Here is a 17974-nt window from a genome sequence, read left to right on the forward strand (position 1 = left end):
GGGACGGTTCGCTGAACTAAATCAAAGCTTAAATGGGATTACTTAGGCTGCGACAGAATTGAAATTTGTGATGGCCATGCCTGTCCCCCTTGGCGAACATAGTCACTTGTTAGGTACCCGATGCTTGAGCCAATAAATACGCTAAGAATAATACAGCAAAAATTAGATTACCTATCCCTACTTTAATAAGTTCAGATTTTGGAAAGTTGTACTTTTTAAAACTTATAAAACATGAAATAAATGACCACGTTTTTAAGGCAACGCCAAACACCAATAAAGGTATCGCTAGAGATGGAACAAAAAACACATAAAGATAAACCAAACCAAATATAAACGCAGTACCACCAGTAAAAATTTTAAACTGCATTAATTGCGCGGTTATCTCGTTACCATCGTAAGAATTTGGTAAATCCTGAAACCAAATAGTAAACGCACCTATTAAATTATAAAGAGCTGCAACCACCAGAATATAATCCATTATTTTCTCCAAGTAATTTTTTCAAACAAGCGTTTGAATCCTACTTGCAAAAGAAAGAATGAACAAGACTTATTTGCCTAATGCCATACTCACCGGGAAATTAGGAGCGCAGCTAGTAATTTGTCGAGCCTATAGGGGACAGACATCGACCAAACTCCATAGGTCATTACAAAATATATTCTCAAAGTTATGAGTGGGTGTCCTGTGTATTTGCAGGTGGAGGCTATTCTGAAAGCGAATTCCTAGAGACCGATTTCAACTTAACTCGGAGTATTAGGATAGACCCAGGGATTGGCTAATAACCTTATTAATGTTGGGTTATGATTAACCCAATTGCCACCAAAGAAGAAAAAGAAATGGAAATTCAGGAAAATGAATAGCATTGATTTTTATAACATCAAAGTACATGGAGAAAGCAAGCAATCTTCATTCGAAGATTTGTGCATGCACTTTTTTTGTAGAGAACTGAAAGTATCGTCAATCGATTCTTATCAGAATCAGCCAGGAATAGAAACAGAGCCGGTTTCAATTAATGGAGAATTGATAGGATTTCAGGTTAAGTATTTTCAAGGGAAGTTTGATTGGGAACAGATACAGCATTCGTTGTTGGGGGCGGAGAATAAGTCTACTAAGAGCCGGAGGTTTGATCTCCGTTTCCCGGATAATGTCTTTAAAAAATATGGACTGACGAAAGTTTATATTTACTCGAACAAAGAAAAAACTCTTAATCGACGGGACAAAACAAAAGCCGAATTGCTTATCAATAAGGTGGCATCAAAGTATGGTTGCACAACTACTTTTGTTTGTGAAAAAGCACTAGTTCAAAAACTCATTATGCCTACTAATAAAGATTTGTCTCAGCTGTATTTTGGTGTTGGGGATGAGCTAGGTGTAATCAAGAGAACCATATCGTCTGAGCTTCAGACATTTCTCAGCTCTTCAGAGTATCTGCCAATACCAATTACTGATCAAACTGGAAAGAAAATATCAGACTTAAGTCGTTTCGTTCTTGTTGGCAGCACTAATACCTATATCCTTTCTGGTAGCCCCGGCTCAGGAAAAAGCATCCTTGCTAGAAAACTTTTTCAAGAGTTAGGTGGATTAGACTTGGAACTAGACAAGGAGCGTATCCAACTATTTACGACTAACAAAGTGATACCAGTCCTTATTAATCTTAAAGACTGTGCATTTGAAACCGTAGATTATTTGGTTGGGAAAGTTAAGTCAGAGCTAGGTTTGGATAACTCTACGCTCCACTATTGCTATTTATTCGATGGCCTCGATGAAGTGTCTGAAGAGCGACTTGATTCAGTCCTATCCTTCTTGAAAAAGCTGTCAGCAACAGAAACTAAATCCAGAATCGTTATAACTTGCAGAAAAGGAAACACAAACTTAAGAAGGCTTAGAAGTTATTTTTCTTCAATTAATACTATGTCTATCGAAGATCTATCTTCCGCGGAAATTGAGGCTTATTTCAAAGGCAAAATGGATTGTAAAAAGATTGATCACTTGAAAGCCCTTTCCGTTAATAACAGCTCTTTATTATCCGAAGTGAAAGACATACTTCTGGCGGAATTACTTTGGCAAACAATTGAAACGCTCGGTGAACATAGCAATTCCATTGATTTGATAAGAAAGAAGGTCGACCTTTTGTTGGGAAGCCCTCAACATATAAAAAGTTTGAATAAACTTAATCTCTTAAACCCAAAAAAAGGACAGATTTTAGAACTACTGCAGCGTATCTCGTTTGAGTATCACGATAAACGGAAAAACAAGTTTCAGTTTAGATTTTATATAGCTGAGCTTCAGCACTTGGTACAAGACTTACTGCCGAAACTAGATTATCGCTCAGTAAACGAAATTATTAGTTACATATCTGATTTGTTCTTTGATACTACACCAGTTGCTTCAGAGGGCATGTCAGATACCTACATTTTCCGGCATCGGCGTTATCAAGAGTTTTTCTTTGCGCAAAAGTTGAAAAAGGAATATGAGAAAGACCCAGCAATTGTTCGCCAACTCAAAGTCATATCGAGTAGAGACTTCTTTGAAGACCTCTTTTTAGTGTATGTAAGGAATGAGTACCTCAACGAGGGAAATATACTAGGACTTACGGATTTAAACCTCATAGATGTATATTTGGGAAAGAATGATAAGTTTGGAGTTGATGACAACGACTTTTTTTCATCATCTGAGTTTTTAGGTTGTTTATTGGCTCAAAGCGATGAAGTGTATGATGAAATTCTCGGTGATAGAGATCTTGCCATTGAATCTAGATTGCTGATTGACGTTGAATCTGCGCGTGCTCTTACACGAGAACTCAAAAGTGGGGGGCATAGCGAATTGGATCTGTTAGAAGATCAATTCAAGTTTCTTTGGGAGAGTGAAGTTAGTGAACTCTTGAACAATATCTCACTATTTTGGAAAGCTGGTAGAAAAGAATTTTCATCCAGACTTAAGAAGAATCTTTCAGATATAGATCAGCTTGTAAGAGAAAGTGGTGTATTAAAAGAGCTATCTTCAGATATAAATGATCCGTATCGGGATCAATTCGAAAACTTCATTTTTTTGAAAATAGTTATTCAAGAAACTTCTCCAATTGAAATCCTAGAAAAGCTTGTTAGGCCTACTTATACAGACTTTGAAGAAGAGCCTTTTTACTCTTATCAAGAGTCTGGAAAGGATAAGCTAATAAACTCATTTATCAGAGTGATCATTGAGTTCTGTCGTTCAGATATTTTAGAGATTTTCGATACCTTTGATCATGATGAAAAATCGTATCTTTTTCCCGAGTTGCTCGAAGTAGAAGGTTTAGAGCTGCTTTATAGTAATGAAAAACTTTTCGACAAGATTAAACAGTTCATCAGCGAATTCGGCGGAGAGAATTCGAGATTTAACTTGAATATCATAGGCCTTAAGAAGTTGTTCGGGTTAGATATTAATGAGACTGAATTAGAGCAAACTCGAAAAATTTGGGAGGATGTAAGAAATGAGCGACCAATGGATTGGCATTTCAGAGGGACGTCAAAAAAACACCTGATAAGCTCATACATATTGGAGAAATTCAAATTCGATGACTATTTAAAACCTCAGGAGAGGCATAGCTTTAGATATTTTAATGAAAAGGGCCTTTACGCAGCGCTTTATGAGGGGGTAATCAGGATAATAAGCAAAAAAGATAAGCCAGAAGAGGTCTTGGGTCAGTTTGTTAAGTATATAAATTACTACTACGAAGGGCGTAGTTCGTACCTATATTTAACAAATGAGATAACAAAACTAGTTGCAACAATCTTTTCCAAAGGAGAGGATTCTGAGGCTCTTAAACCTTTTCTAACTATCTTCAATCGTTTTGAAGGAAATTTATTTAATCCTTTCCTTTTTTATTTGTCTATACACAAGAATTCACCTGAAAGGTTCAACTCTATCGTTGCTCGAGATGATCTCAGGCAAGTTGAGGAGGGTTTGGCTGTTTGGGGTGGTGAATACGGAGAATTCGTAGATACATGTTTTTCCACCAGCAGAATGCTCGCGAAATTAGATCCGGTTACTTCCAAAAAATACCTTTATATGGGAGTTAATGATGGAGCATTAAGGCATGGATGGAGGAAGGACTCTTTAGTAAGTGTTTCTCTTGTTCAATCTCTTGAAACAATATGGGAAATAAGTGCTACTACTAGTGATAGATTGTTAGATTACACAACAAAGGTATTTGAGCTAACTAGAAAGGTTGTAGATATCACCGATGGTAAAGGTACGGTTCAAGGGCCATCTAACGTTTTAGCTGTGATTTCTAAATATGATCCGAAACACACTGAATACTTATACGATCAAATAGAAGGTTACTCTTGGGAGAAAAATATTGCGCTAGCAGCGGTAATCAATAGCAAGATAAGATTTGGTTATGAACTAAAGGAAATCTATACAAATTTTGATAGTTTTCAAAAGCATGCTAGTTACAGTGGACACATTGACCCTGATTATTATGATCAACAGTTCGAGTGTTTAATAAATATCGCAAGTTCATATTTGTACACAGATGCTGAAAAGCGAGATGCCTTTGAAAGGTGTTCTGAGTTGATAAGCAAAGCTTCAGAGGATAATACGGGGCGCTTCTTAGGAGAAAACGAGTTTAAAGAGTTAAAACGCGTCTACGACAGCCTTTGTCTCTCTTATGATCTAGAAACTCGTTTCAACGTAAGCTTTGCAGAAAACATAGAAACCTCTCAAGGATTTATTGAGCGAATAAAGATAGCTGAAGATCGTGCACAGATATCTAACTTGTATGTCGAACTAAGGGATTATGAAAGAAGAATTACACTAAAAGAAAGGAAAGATTGGGAAATATTGATAAGAAAAACTAAAGAGATATGTGGCGACATTGATCTATTTATCAATCTTTTGCGGGAGAGCTATTACCCACATAGCGATTGGTATTTTCATCAGTCTAGATATTTGCACTTAGGATTATCAGTCGCATTAACAGATATAGATTCAAAAGAAATAATTCTATTATATTTGAAGGACAATACAGGGCATGGAGGGTTCAGTAATCTGATCAAATCCTATGCTGCTCATAATGATCGAGATATGTGCTGTAGGTTATTTAATAGGTATCTTCAATTGTGTAATTTGCTTGTAAAGTGACTCCTCGCTGAAATAAACAGGACACCCACTCATAACTTGGAGAATATATTTATGGAGTTCAGGCGGTGTCTGTCCCCGATAGACTTTAACAAAGCATATAATGGTTGGGAAATTGCGATACAAGCAACTGGGACAGGCATGGCCATCATGCGATCAGGGACAGCCACTTTCATTCTCAAAATTCTATACTTTCAATCATCTGGAAGGCGAATTCACCAATAATTCACCTATAGAATTCAGTGTTTTGAGAGTGAATTTTTTAATGGCCTATGGTGAGTGTCTGTTCCCTGTAAGAAAAAACAATTTGGCTACAAATTAGTGAGATATCGAGGTTTGGATGCAAACGCCAACGCGGGTTGCAACAACAAATCATAGACAAATTGAATCGGCCAGTTACGCATTCCGATTTACGATGTCTTCAATCAATTTATCAGCACCAATTAATGGAATTAGCCTCATTAGAACCTCATCCAAGACGCCTTCTTCTGCGTTAACAATGAACTCTGTTTGCCGATCTTTCCAAGATAGAGTCTGGATTAAACTGGCAGCGACAACACTTGGAGATTCAAGATTATCCACTTTAACTTCAGTTGCTCCTCCTCTTATGCTTGTTGTGATTGGACAGCAGATAAGCAGGCCTGTGCGCCGATTATACTCCTTGCTACTTAAAACAAGTGCTGGCCTTATTTTGCCAATTTCTCTACCTTTTGTAGGATCAAAATCCAGCCAAATGATATCATTTCTTTCAGGCACATAAGACCTACTCAAATCCCAGCTCCCTATCACTAAGTACCGCTAACTCGTCGGCATGCGCGAGTTCTGGCGTCATTCCTTTAAGTAAATCTTTTTCTTTTAATGGGAAAACGAACATCTTGCAAGGTTTTACTTTTTTGACCGTAAAACCATCCTCGAACACCTCAACACTCACTTTAGTATCTTGTTCAAATTGAGGTATATCCCTGATGAGCCCTGCTACACGGAGAGCTAGACCATTTCCCCACTTTTGTATTTTGGCTTGAACAACTTGTCCCATAAAAATCGCCCATAAATGTATAATCATTGTTGATACATAAAAGTATATACTATGTTGATACCATTACAATAGAAAGTTTCATGAATACTTTCTTTACGATGTTTGTGCGTCCGCTAACGGGAAAGCGAATTGCATAGAGGATGAATGGCAAGTATTCGCATTGAGTAGCCCCAGCAACAACCCAAGTCAGTTACAAACTTAATTTGTGCACCTACATCAAGAAAAACATCTTAAAATAGTAGATGATGAATAAGGATGGGAATCGGGGGTTGGCTTATTTCAGCACAAGATCCCCTTCATCGCCGGTCACGGTCATCTGCGGGACAACCAGGGACAGACACTGCCCAAACTCCATAGGCCATTACAAAATATATTCTCAAAGTTATGAGTGGGTGTCCTGTTTATTTTGTAAGCGCCAATAAATCAGCACGTATTTTTTCTGGAAAAATATCGCCACACTGATTCCACTTTTCACTCACCGATGGGAATCAGTCATGACTTCACAAGAACGAGCCAATTTTTGGCATCAGCACGTTATCAATTGGCAGACATCTGGTTTGTCCGGGCAGGCCTATTGTAAACAGCAGTCGCTCACTTATCACCAGTTTGTCTATTGGCGAAAAAAATATGCGGATTCAAATCAGGATAGCGAGCTCGCTGAGAGACCCGGATTTGCAAAAGTTGCCGCAGCAGATCACACGCTACCCCGTCAAGAAGGGCTTTCAATATCTCTGCCTAATGGTATGGCAATTTCCGGATTGCATGGTGGCAATATTCATTTACTCGGTGCCATTCTGGAGCAGTTGTGATGCGAGCGCGATATCTCCGTCCCGCTTTGGAAATCCCCGAGATCTACCTTTACCGTGCACCAGTGGATTTTCGCAAACAGGTGAACGGACTCGCTACACTCGTTGAGCAAGAGCTGGGGCATAGTCCGTTCAGTGGAGCACTCTATGTATTCACAAACCGCTATCGCAACAGGATTAAATGCCTGCTGTGGGAAGATAATGGCTTTGTCCTTTATTACAAGGCGCTTGCAGAAGAAAAATTCAAATGGCCATCAGCATCCGATGAGTGGCTGACACTGACCGGGGAGCAAATCAACTGGTTGTTGGATGGCTATGATATTAGCCTGCTTAAAGGGCACCGAAAACTTCATTACGAATCACTATTTTGATGAATTAAATAAAGCGTCATCATGTTGTTTTAGTTATAATTTCGAAATGAAAAAAGTACCCGATCTGCTCAAAAATCCAGACGATTACAGCAAACTCTCATCAGCAGAGTTGTTGGCTGTCATTGCAGATTTCCAGCAACAACTTGAGTCTCGGGAGAAGGTACTACAAGTCAAAGATGACGCCATCCACCAGCGTGATCGCTACATCACCCTTCTTGAAGAACAGTTACGCCTGAAAAAGGCCCAGCAATTTGCCGCCAGCAGCGAAAAACAGGCTTACCAGATCCACCTGTTTGACGAAGCGGAATTGGAAGAAGAACTTGAAGCCTTGCGCGAACAGCTGCCGGATGATGCAGACTCGCTAAAGCCAAGTAAGAAGAAACGCCGTCAACGCGGATTCTCGGACAAGCTGGTGCGCGAACGAATCGAACTATCCCTGTCAGAGGACGAAAAAGCGGGTGCCAGTAAAGTCTTCTTTACCAAAGTAAAAGAAGAGCTGCAGTTTATTCCGGCGCAATTAAAAGTGTTTGAGATCTGGCAGGAAAAAGCCGTATTCGATGAAGATGGACAGGAACAGCTTGTCGCAGCAAAACGTCCTGTTCATCCGTTGGGTAAATGCATTGCAACCACATCACTCCTGGCGTATATCATCACATCGAAATATGCCGATGGTCTACCGCTTTACCGTTTAGAGAAAATGTTGGCTCGCCTAGGGCACGAAGTCAGCCGAACCAGTATGGCACATTGGATCATTCGGCTTGATGATGTATTCAAACCGCTCATTAATCTTATGCGGGACGTCCAGAACAGCAGTCGTTATCTTCAAGCAGATGAAACCCGGATACAAGTACTGAAAGAGGACGGCAAAAGTGTCCGATCTGACAAATGGATGTGGGTGATCCGGGGCGGCCCACCAGACCAACCTGTCGTGCTATTTGAATATGACCCCTCTCGTTCGGGGAATGTTCCTGTTCGCCTGCTGGAAGGGTTTACGGGCACCTTGCAAGCCGATGGGTATGCTGGTTATGCCAAGGTATGTCGTGAAAACGATATTACTCGTATTGGCTGTTGGGATCACGCCAGACGTAAGTATATTGAAGCCATCAAGGGTGCACCGAATAGCAGCAAAACTAAAAAAGGCAAAGTCAGCAAGGCCGACATGGCACTGAGTTACATTCGAAAGCTCTACGCAATAGAGCGCGAGATACAGGATCGAAAAGAGGCTGAACGGTACCGTGTCCGTCAGGAAATGAGTGTTCCACTGCTGAACGAATTCAAGAGCTGGCTGGAGAAAAACGTCAGTAAGGTCATGAAAGGATCGCTCACCCGTACGGCCATGGAATACACCTTAAACCAGTGGCCTTATCTGATAGGATATTGTGAGAAAGGCTATCTCAATATCAGCAATGCATTGGCAGAAAATGCGATACGTCCTTTTGCCATAGGCCGACGCGCCTGGCTGTTTGCTGATACGAGCCAAGGTGCCAGAGCCAGTGCGACCTGCTACTCCTTGATCGAGACCGCTAAAGCCAACCAACTGGAACCTTCTGCTTACATCCATTATGTTCTGAATCGAATCGGTGAGGCGGATACGATTGATAAACTTGAAGCCCTGTTACCGTGGAATGTCGTGCTGGAATCTTCTTTAAAAAATGTGGCTCAATACAGTTAGGGGAAGTGTGTCGATTTAACGGCGCTTACTTTATTTTCCAATCCGTTGCGTTCGATACTGGATAACTCTCGCAATGGCAGATAAGAAAGCTTACCAGGAATGGAAGACAAAGGCTGAGCAAGTCCGGCAAATCAGCTCAGACAAGAAACTGGCTCGTTGGCAGAAAGCACATCTGGCGGGAAAAGCATTAATGGGCATCGACCTGAACGGACTACAGTCGAAGCACCGACGAAAATTTCTCAACACCATTAGTCAAATAAACGGGATTCTCGCCAATTACCAACTTGATAGTTTTGATGATTATCAAAAAATTTCAGAAGATGAACTATCAGAGATTATCCGTTTGTTGAAAGCACTCACCCCACCATGATGATCTAGTCAACTGCGTCTTAGTATGAACGCTTACCCCTGTGCGGACCCGCATGCAGGGTGTTGTGGGGACTGGGGGCTAGATACCCCCGGTTACCCGACTATGCATTGAGATTAAGATTAGGTAAAACCATTTTTGATATCTTGTTTATCTTTAGCTTTTTCCAGCCATTTTCCTTCTGAATCGGCATGTAGAATAATTTTTTTAATTCTGTTCTTTACGCTATCAATTTTTATTATTCTAACTTTATAACCGAGTTTTTTATACGACCTCAGTATTTTTTTAAAAATTTCATGCTGATACGATTCGGACTCTATCCTTACGTCATCAACCACCATCGGAAGTGGTTCAAATAGAAAAACTTTCCTATATTCGAATTTTTTGGAAGACTTTTCTAAATCGGGAATTACTACATCTTCCATTTCACAATATGCGATGTTATCTGGTATCGCATAGTCTAAGAAGACTCTTTGGCCAGCATCAAGAGACGACTCTACTTTTAGCATTTTATCCAATATTTCTACTTGCAATTTAAATTGATCTTTTCTCGCAGATACCGCATCTCCACCTTTTGTAATATGATTTTTGATTACTTCTCTACTAACATCCGGAGAGGTCAAATACCCAAGGCGTTTTAATTCTTCCAATACAGTTGTTTTTCCCGAAGATGGCGGCCCGGTCAATACAACCCACTCAGTTTTAACAGGTATGAAATCTATCACCAAGATCACCTCTTTTTAATATTGTGTTCACACAAAATTTACCTAATCAGACTACTCAACTTTTTATTATCTTTTGAAAACACAAAATATATGAGTAATCCTGATTAATATTATCAATTCCTTTGTTGATCACTGAGCTACTCTTTAGAACAAATCCTGCCTGGCAAACATTTTCAATAATTTTAACTGGATTATGTGGATTTAAATTCAATACCTGTGTTTGTGTATGCATGGATATCTTAAACTGGCCACCTTTTTTTAAAGTATAAATTGGATCGCCATCTGAAATAATTAATGTCCCACCATCAACAATTACTTCCGCTATTTTCAAAAAATCTGGAAGTGACTTCATTGAAGAAAGAACAAAACATAATATAGCCACATCATAATGACTTTTAAATTTTGACGGCTCAAATGCACTTATATCGCCTCTAATTGATACAGTTGACATTGCTGCATCACGTAAATGGGATTCATAAACCCTCAACATGCGGTCAGAGAGATCATAATTAGTCCACTCTACTTTTTCGCTATCTGAAAAACTCAGAGCGATTACCTTTCCTGTTCCTCCGCCTAAATCCAATATACGATGCATCTTACCTTCCGTGATAACAGACCTTATTTCACTGCATATCTTGTGATGAGTCTCAAATAAATAATTGGTGTTTCTATCATCATATGATTCTGCACATACCGAATAGAAAGCCACGGCATTTTCTACACTATGTTCTACTTTACTAGGCACCACTTCTCTATGATTATGAGATTCTATTACCTTAAGCAAATATCTTATTAATCCAAGTGCAATTGGCACGCCAACCCCAGAGAAAACCCATTCTTTGTTAGCCATTATCCATTTCAAGATCTCATCCATATCACTCACAATAGATCCTTAGATATATTTATAAATTCGACAATACTACCGAGCATGGCGTCGATGTGTAACGAGGCTGTAGAAAAAGCCAATCATGACCCAATATCCACACACCTCAAATTCAATTTCTATCCATTAACCATCGGCTATGAATTAGCCGCTGGCAAGTTAATTCTTTCGTTATTTCAATTTCGTGCGATCAATCGCTCTATCTCCGGGTTTGCACACCAACCTCAAGCCACTCAGACTCATTCTTATTCCCGCCGTCACGCTGCAATATCCCCATAATTCAATACTTTCTCGATATTATGAACCATACAATACAACTGCCATTGACCTTGAACCTTCACTTTCCCTCTCAGGCTAAAGCGATTTAACTTTTTCGCAGTGCCAATATTGCCAAACACCGGTTCCACGACTGACATCCTGTGGCTATATATCTGCTTCCCTGCATCACTGTCGGCACGGTGCTTCATCCAATCGGTGTAATTCGGTTTGCGCTTATCCGGCAAGATAAAAGTGACGACTCTTCCATGTCCTTTATTGCTCTTTGCTGATTCAGGGTTCTTCATGCATGTGTGGTTTAACGGGCAATCTCGACACTGGAGCAATCGCCCTTCGAACTAGGTTTTGTGATTGCCGTTGGCATCCGTATATTCGCCGCGACAACTCAGCACTTCGCCTGCTGGACATTGGCATGTTTTCTTGACCAGATCAAAAGTGAAATCACTTGCGGGGATTACTTTTTTGGCAAGCCGGGTATCGGGGGCAGACACTCCCTAAACTCATCATCCTGCGACCAATCCAGAGCTTCACCCGGATTCAACTTGATCACAACATAAGCACAAATATCAACGGTGAAGAGCGATGAAAGCAAGCAGATACGGTCTTCAATCCACTGCCTCCGGTGTTCAAAACTGTGACCAGTTTGATGATCCGTGCCGCAGGGGAATGTGCCCCTGGCAAGCCGCTTTTATCTTGCTTATTGTGCTGCTCGCCCCTACTATGGCCCACACTTATGAGCCTACGGGATATCGACTCCATGATGTTTTCAAAACAAAAAGGACTTATCGCCTTTGCGACGCTAATACTGGCAGCGTGTGGCGGTGATGACTCAAATAATGCTGTGGACAATACGACACAGCCTCCTGCCGAGACCAATCCGGATCAACGCAGTCCTTCTGTGGCGCGAGACTGGAATGAAGCATTGCTCAAAGGTATTCGTAATGACAATGCCCGGCCTACGGTTCATGCGCGAAACCTGTTTCATGTCTCGGCTGCGATGTATGACGCCTGGGCAGTACTCTCGGCTGATAGTGATGCATTTCTCCTGGGCAATGCCCGTGGCAATTTCAGTTGTCCGTTTGACGGTATACCCGCAGTGGAGGACACTCAGGCATTCCGGGAAGAAGCGATCAGCTTTGCGGCGTTTCGCCTGATTTTACACCGGTTCTACAACTCTCCGAATACCTTTGAAATCGAGGCAAATGCCCGTGGTGTTCTGAACCAGCTCGGCTATGATGCCGGTGAAACCAGTCTGGACTACAGCACCGGTTCTGCGGCTGCTCTGGGCAATTATATCGCCCAGTGTTACATCGACTATGGCCGACAGGATGGCTCCAACGAAAAAGAACTGTACAAAAACCAATACTACACATCAGTGAATCCGTATCTGGAACCTGAAAAACCGGGTAACCCTGATATTGTTGATCTCAACCACTGGCAAGCCTTATCCCTTGTGACGTTCATCGATCAATCCGGTTTCCCGGTCAATTCCACACCGGAGTTCCTGAGTCCTGAATGGGGCCAGGTGGATAGTTTCGCCCTGCGGGACACGGATAAAACAACTTATATCCGGGATGGCTTTGAGTACAACGTCTATTTCGATCCAGGCACGCCACCACATTACGACGGTGACACCGCGCCGTATTACAAATGGAATTTCTCTCTGGTGGCAAACTGGTCTTCTCACCTTGATCCCACCCAAGGCCCGGAGATCGACATTTCTCCTGCTGGCATTGGAAACTTGAATATTGCCGACTTCCCGGCGGATTTCTCCACCTATGATACGTTCTACGACAAACTGGGTGGCGGCGAAAACAGCCCCGGACATCGAGTCAATCCGGTTACCGGACAACCCTATGCGCCGCAAATCGTACCGCTTGGTGACTACGCACGGGTTCTGGCTGAATTCTGGGCGGACGGGCCCGATTCGGAAACCCCACCGGGACACTGGTTTGTTATTCTCAACCAGGTGAATGACCACCCCATGCTGGAACGGAAAATTCAGGGTACAGGTGCAGAAGTGGGCCCGCTTGAATGGGATGTAAAGGCCTATTTCACACTTGGCGGTGCCATGCATGACTCTGCCATTGCGGCATGGGGCGTGAAAGGCTGGTATGACTATATCAGGCCGGTTTCGGCCATTCGCGCCATGGCTGACCGGGGTCAATCCAGCAATCCTGACCTGCCGTCCTATCATGAGGATGGCATGCCACTGGAGCCCGGATTTGTTGAACTCGTTGTTGAAGGCGATGCACTAGCAGGCACAAACAATGAAAATGTCGGGAAGATAAAACTGTACTCCTGGCGCGGGCCTGACTACATTGCTGATCCGGATACCGATATGGCAGGCGTAGGCTGGATTTTGGCGGAAAACTGGTGGCCTTACCAACGGCCAACATTCGTAACTCCGCCGTTTGCAGGCTATGTTTCCGGACACTCCACCTTCTCTCGTGCTGCGGCAGAAGTACTCACAGCGTTCACCGGTACGCCCTATTTTCCGGGCGGGGTAGGTGAATTTGCCGCACCCAAAAACGAGTTTTTGGTATTTGAAGAAGGACCAAGTGTGGATGTAACCCTGCAATGGGCCACCTATCGAGACGCCTCGGATCAATGCAGTTTGTCCCGTATTTGGGGCGGCATTCATCCCCCGGCGGATGATCTACCCGGTCGCTTTATTGGCGAGAAAATTGGCCAGAATGCATTTAGTGCAGCTATGACCTATTTTTCCGCACAGTGATTAACCACCACTGAAAATCGTTATTCGCGGTTCCAGGATCGACGATCTATGCCGGGGACACCCGTTCCCCGGCAGAAAGCGCTAAACCCGGGTCAATTGCGGATTCAAGTGAGATGGCAGCACACCGGAGTTGTACATCCAGTGAATTTGCCCCAGGGTTACGATATCGTAGTATTTTTCATTCCAGCTTCGAAATTCCTGTGACCCCAGGAAAGACACCGGCAATGATTTCAGGTAACCACCCGGAACATATTCAACGCCGACCTTTTGCGCTACGGCCATCGTTTCATGGTAACTGTGCATTCCACCACCAACAAGATAGCCAACAATCGCCATCACATACTGTTTAAGCTGTTCACTGGAGGACAACTTGCCAAACGCCAGTGCCGCCTGTAACAGCGTCCCCGTGGTCCCGGAGATACCCGCGCCAAACAGCAGATTTCGAGTATCCAGATCATCATAATAGTCATTGGCCTGTGGGTCACTGGTGCGCTTTACATCCCGCATAAACGCGTCAACGCCACGGACGCGGGCCTGAGCCACATCGGAAACCACGCCACTCTGACTCACAATGCCACCGGTTGTGGTCTCCTGAGCAGGGTCAGGCTGATTTACTCGACCCCGTCGCTTCTTGTCATCGAACCAGTCCTGTCGAACCATGGGTCCCCAGTGATTGTAAGTCTCCAGAGCCGGCCCACCCAATACCGGGAGTATTTTTCGTCCCACCGCATCATGAATCGCCATGAGTTGATCAAGACGACCCTTGGCCAGGGTGTCGATGATACCGGTCCAGACTTGCTGGTGAGTCATCCCTTTTTTATCTGCTTTGGATATCCGGCCAAATCCCGACCCGCCATTGGTGTAAAAATAATGGCCGATATTGTCATATACACATTTCATGGTTCCGGCCTGATCCCGCCAGAATTTTCCCAGCAGATAGGCTTTCACACCGCCGGATACTTTAGTCACGGCATCCATGGTATAGGTTCTGTTATTCAGTGCAATGGTGCCAAATACGGACTGGCATTCCCTGCGCCGCTCTTTACTGGTCATTGAATTGTAGGGCTTCAACTGGTTCCCGCCGCTACCACCGCGCCAACCCTGATGCTCACCGACTTTCGCATAAACAACCTGCTGCGACAACGTTAGCCCCCAGGGTACGTAGCTTTCGGTATTGGTTCGGGGCAATAAACCACCTTGCGGATTGTATTCCTTGTAACCTTTCGAACTGTCAAAGTCTCTGATCAAAAATGTTGCCATTTCATCCACACCTTTTGCACCATTGGCGCTATTCGCTCGTTAGCATCGTGCCTGTCCACGTCCACCTGTCCGTTTTCACGACGGGCCTTCACTATCTTATTCGTGTTTCCTGCTCCCTGTACAGATAAGAGCGCTTTTATCGCCAACCTATCCTCACATCGTATACAAGAAATAACAATACTCCAAAACAGATCCAATTTGTCACCTGGAATTGAACTGTTTTCCGGGTGCACCGGGTGACGGCACGACAGCAACAATGGAATAACCATAAATTGCCCAGGCCTGAAATGACATCGAACCGATTCGATTCACTCATCATTTTGCACGCATTCACCGTGACTGGGCGAATACTTGCAGCGTACCTTTTTCATAAGTTTGAGGGCCCGGGGCTCGTAATAGCCCTCCTTTTTCAAGTCAATACGGGACTGGCGCATGTATTCGTCATAATATCGCGGCAAATTACCAGCCAAAGAAATCCAGTACTGGCTTGGAATTTCACGCTCGGCCTGCTGGACAAGATCAAGTAGAGCATCCAGTTTGGTCAGCGAATACTCCCGCATTTTCTGCCCAAAACCTTCAGGAAAACGATCATGGCGTATGATGATCTGCAAGGACGTGTTCAGAAAAGGATAATTGATGATGCCTCCGCCAGATTCCAATCCCTTATACAGTTCCAAGGTTTTGTAGGCCACGGCCGGGGCGAAAACGATATCCACACTGCCATTGTTGAAGAGCCCAGCAAAGTTGGTGATGCTGGTATTCACAACAGAGCCCCCCACCCGACGCACCAGCTGCGTCGCGACGGGGTCACTATTCAACACGGCCATTTTCCGCCCCTGAAAGGCATCCGCAGAGTTGATGGTTCTGTCTCGCACAAAGGCGAAGACCGTACCAAGTGGTAAAATTCCAACGACCTCATAATGCCCTTCACGCATGAGTTGTGCAGCCTTTGGCGTCGTGAGCGTCTTCAAAATCGTACGTAATTCCTGCTCACCGGGTATCGCGCCCACGGCATTAAAGGTGCTGGTAAATTTATTGAATTCACGGGTGCTTACATCGGTAACAATGACACCATCACAGCGGCCCGCTTTAAAATCAAGAGCCGCCACTTTTTCATCCGTATAGGCTTCAATTTCAAGTTCAATGCCCCACTCAACCGCCCGGGTTACCGCTTCTTTAACCGTGGTCACCACGGGGCCGTCTCGTCCGACGGGATCCCAGACGCAAAAGCTCCGGTGGATCAGTTCAGAACCAAGCGACATCGCCGGCTCGGATTGAGCGGGCATGACAAACAGGATTAAACACACGCTGGCAAGGTTAGCCACCATGCGTTTCACCACAGATCCATTTAAGTAATTATCCATGAGCGGTCATATCCTTTGCGCAGTTTATTTTCCGAGATCGGGCATGGGGAATATCGAACCTGCATAATGCAAAGTTCGATATGGTGTATATGAATTGTGTCAGACTATCGAATTAATATCTGAGCAATAACGCTAAAACAGCACTAACTCTTACCGTTATCTTCAAACGTTACTGTATCAAACAATATGGTTAAAATGCGTGACAGAAAGTCTCGTATTGATATCGAAGTCATTCTAGGGGGTGTTGAACCGAGCTTAGACTCTGGGATAGTGGAATTTATATCAATGGTTTGGAATTGGGAAAAATCTGCAGGCTGGAAAGCAGCTAGAAGCCCCTTCCCAACCAGATTAATAACTTACTGCTCGAGAATCTGTCTATATCGGCTGAATGTTTGATAAAAGCTCATTCCAATACCAACAAATCCAGACATTGCAGCATAAGATACTTGCTCACAATCCATATCCTTCCATACCGAATAAAATGTGGTCGTGAAAATAACCATTAACACCAACATTACACCTCTGTATGGCCAAGATTGGAACTCTTCTACTTCATAATTTGAATGCATATGCCCCAACTTCACCGCAACTAAGGTCATTGCAAACAATAGTGCAAACATAGGCCAGAATAAGAATGCTTGCGTATCACACCCTACAGAAAACCATAGGCCGATGGGAACAACTACTAAAGCTAAAGATGCTAACAAGCGGTTTACATGAAGCTTTTCAATTAACTTATCCATAATATTAATTGTAGAAATCAGAAGTTATGAGCTGTTTACGCCTTTCCAGTTCAGCATTGAGAGAGGCTTGACGCTCTGAACATGCTAACGCTATCGCAGTACCCAACGCATAGAATATAACAAATCGCTTCGCAGCATGCCCGATTGCCGTTTTTCGGGTCCCCGCACTCGTGGCAATACGGATTTTTTCAATCATATCCTTACCTGCTAGAGCTGTCGCTCCAAACCCGAATGTACTAAGCCAGTCGTTTATTTTTTGGTTGAACTCTTGAGACTCCATTAACTCTGCCGCACTTTGGGACCACAGCACCCAGTCTTTACTCACTAACATATCCGTTGCTTTTCTCTGAACTACGGCAAATAACTGCCTATTTGATAGCTTATGAGTTAATGTTAAAACCTCGATACGCTCTTTTTCCTTCAAAAATCGATAGTAAAATAGTCCTGCTAGAATCGGAGCCAAGTCTTCATGGCTTTCATTTTTTATCAAATGGCTATCAATTCCCATTATTTTTCCAAGCATGCTGACCGCTTTTTGTGGGTCATTAGATAATTCAGGATATGGAATATCACTGAGCTTGGGCATTTTCAAATTTGACATAAGTTCCCTCTATT

Annotated in this window: 16 protein-coding genes; 6 read left to right on the forward strand and 10 right to left on the reverse strand. The window is 43.1% G+C overall.

Annotated features, from left to right (window positions below):
• Positions 1–109: 109 nt before the first annotated feature.
• Positions 110–478 (reverse strand): hypothetical protein, encoded by a 369-nt coding sequence (locus OLMES_RS26310; RefSeq protein ID WP_087463995.1) that lies wholly within the window; start codon positions 476–478, stop codon positions 110–112.
• Positions 479–850: 372 nt separating this feature from the next.
• Here OLMES_RS26310 and OLMES_RS26315 point away from each other — a divergent pair, with 372 nt between their 5' ends.
• A complete protein-coding gene (locus OLMES_RS26315) occupies positions 851–5122 on the forward strand; it encodes an NACHT domain-containing protein (protein WP_087463996.1) in 4272 nt (1423 codons plus the stop codon).
• A gap of 393 nt (positions 5123–5515) precedes the next feature.
• Here the strand turns inward: OLMES_RS26315 and OLMES_RS26320 are convergent, their stop codons facing one another.
• Together OLMES_RS26320 and OLMES_RS26325 are read right to left on the reverse strand one after the other, a co-directional pair.
• A complete protein-coding gene (locus OLMES_RS26320) occupies positions 5516–5875 on the reverse strand; it encodes a type II toxin-antitoxin system PemK/MazF family toxin (RefSeq protein WP_232465215.1) in 360 nt (119 codons plus the stop codon).
• 7 nt (positions 5876–5882) lie between these two features.
• Positions 5883–6155 carry an AbrB/MazE/SpoVT family DNA-binding domain-containing protein gene (locus OLMES_RS26325; protein ID WP_157678628.1) on the reverse strand — a complete coding sequence of 91 codons (273 nt, stop codon included), beginning with the start codon at positions 6153–6155 and terminating at the stop codon, positions 5883–5885.
• A 494-nt stretch (positions 6156–6649) separates the two neighbouring features.
• Between OLMES_RS26325 and tnpA the strand changes: the two genes are divergently transcribed.
• The 4 genes from tnpA to OLMES_RS26345 all read left to right on the forward strand — a co-directional run bounded on the left by tnpA (position 6650) and on the right by OLMES_RS26345 (position 9374).
• Entirely contained in the window at positions 6650–6964 is a 315-nt protein-coding gene (gene tnpA, locus OLMES_RS26330) for an IS66 family insertion sequence element accessory protein TnpA (protein WP_087463999.1), read from the forward strand.
• Positions 6964–7332: an IS66 family insertion sequence element accessory protein TnpB gene (gene tnpB / locus OLMES_RS26335; protein ID WP_157678629.1), complete on the forward strand. Its 369-nt coding sequence runs from the start codon at positions 6964–6966 to the stop codon at positions 7330–7332. Before tnpA ends, tnpB begins: the two co-directional genes overlap by 1 nt.
• A 46-nt stretch (positions 7333–7378) precedes the next feature.
• Complete coding sequence (gene tnpC / locus OLMES_RS26340) at positions 7379–9004, forward strand: IS66 family transposase (RefSeq protein WP_087464000.1); 1626 nt, start codon at positions 7379–7381, stop codon at positions 9002–9004.
• A 73-nt stretch (positions 9005–9077) separates the two neighbouring features.
• Complete coding sequence (locus OLMES_RS26345; RefSeq protein WP_087464001.1) at positions 9078–9374, forward strand: hypothetical protein; 297 nt, start codon at positions 9078–9080, stop codon at positions 9372–9374.
• 119 nt (positions 9375–9493) lie between these two features.
• On the opposite strand, the gene OLMES_RS26350 is transcribed toward OLMES_RS26345, so the two are convergent.
• The 3 genes from OLMES_RS26350 to OLMES_RS26360 all read right to left on the reverse strand — a co-directional run bounded on the left by OLMES_RS26350 (position 9494) and on the right by OLMES_RS26360 (position 11581).
• Positions 9494–10096 (reverse strand): AAA family ATPase, encoded by a 603-nt coding sequence (locus tag OLMES_RS26350; RefSeq protein ID WP_157678630.1) that lies wholly within the window; start codon positions 10094–10096, stop codon positions 9494–9496.
• Between the two features lie 55 nt (positions 10097–10151).
• Positions 10152–10970 (reverse strand): class I SAM-dependent methyltransferase, encoded by an 819-nt coding sequence (locus tag OLMES_RS26355; protein WP_087464003.1) that lies wholly within the window; start codon positions 10968–10970, stop codon positions 10152–10154.
• Positions 10971–11236: 266 nt separating this feature from the next.
• Complete coding sequence (locus OLMES_RS26360; RefSeq protein ID WP_269767732.1) at positions 11237–11581, reverse strand: transposase; 345 nt, start codon at positions 11579–11581, stop codon at positions 11237–11239.
• Positions 11582–12012: 431 nt separating this feature from the next.
• On the opposite strand from OLMES_RS26360, the gene OLMES_RS26365 reads away from it, so the two are divergent.
• Positions 12013–13992 carry a vanadium-dependent haloperoxidase gene (locus tag OLMES_RS26365; protein WP_198343142.1) on the forward strand — a complete coding sequence of 660 codons (1980 nt, stop codon included), beginning with the start codon at positions 12013–12015 and terminating at the stop codon, positions 13990–13992.
• 81 nt (positions 13993–14073) lie between these two features.
• Here OLMES_RS26365 and OLMES_RS26370 read toward each other — a convergent pair whose 3' ends face one another.
• The 4 genes from OLMES_RS26370 to OLMES_RS26390 all read right to left on the reverse strand — a co-directional run bounded on the left by OLMES_RS26370 (position 14074) and on the right by OLMES_RS26390 (position 17960).
• Positions 14074–15252 (reverse strand): hypothetical protein, encoded by a 1179-nt coding sequence (locus OLMES_RS26370; protein ID WP_087464005.1) that lies wholly within the window; start codon positions 15250–15252, stop codon positions 14074–14076.
• A 308-nt stretch (positions 15253–15560) separates the two neighbouring features.
• On the reverse strand, positions 15561–16616 hold the full coding sequence (locus tag OLMES_RS26380) for a putative solute-binding protein (RefSeq protein WP_087464007.1): 1056 nt from the start codon (positions 16614–16616) through the stop codon (positions 15561–15563).
• A 356-nt stretch (positions 16617–16972) separates the two neighbouring features.
• Positions 16973–17359: a hypothetical protein gene (locus OLMES_RS26385; protein WP_157678632.1), complete on the reverse strand. Its 387-nt coding sequence runs from the start codon at positions 17357–17359 to the stop codon at positions 16973–16975.
• A 4-nt stretch (positions 17360–17363) separates the two neighbouring features.
• Positions 17364–17960, reverse strand: coding sequence for a hypothetical protein (locus OLMES_RS26390; protein ID WP_087464009.1), 597 nt, complete (start codon positions 17958–17960; stop codon positions 17364–17366).
• Positions 17961–17974: the final 14 nt, after the last annotated feature.

Origin of the sequence: Oleiphilus messinensis (genome assembly GCF_002162375.1) — a bacterium.
In the GTDB taxonomy this organism is placed as follows: Bacteria; Pseudomonadota; Gammaproteobacteria; order Pseudomonadales; family Oleiphilaceae; genus Oleiphilus; species Oleiphilus messinensis.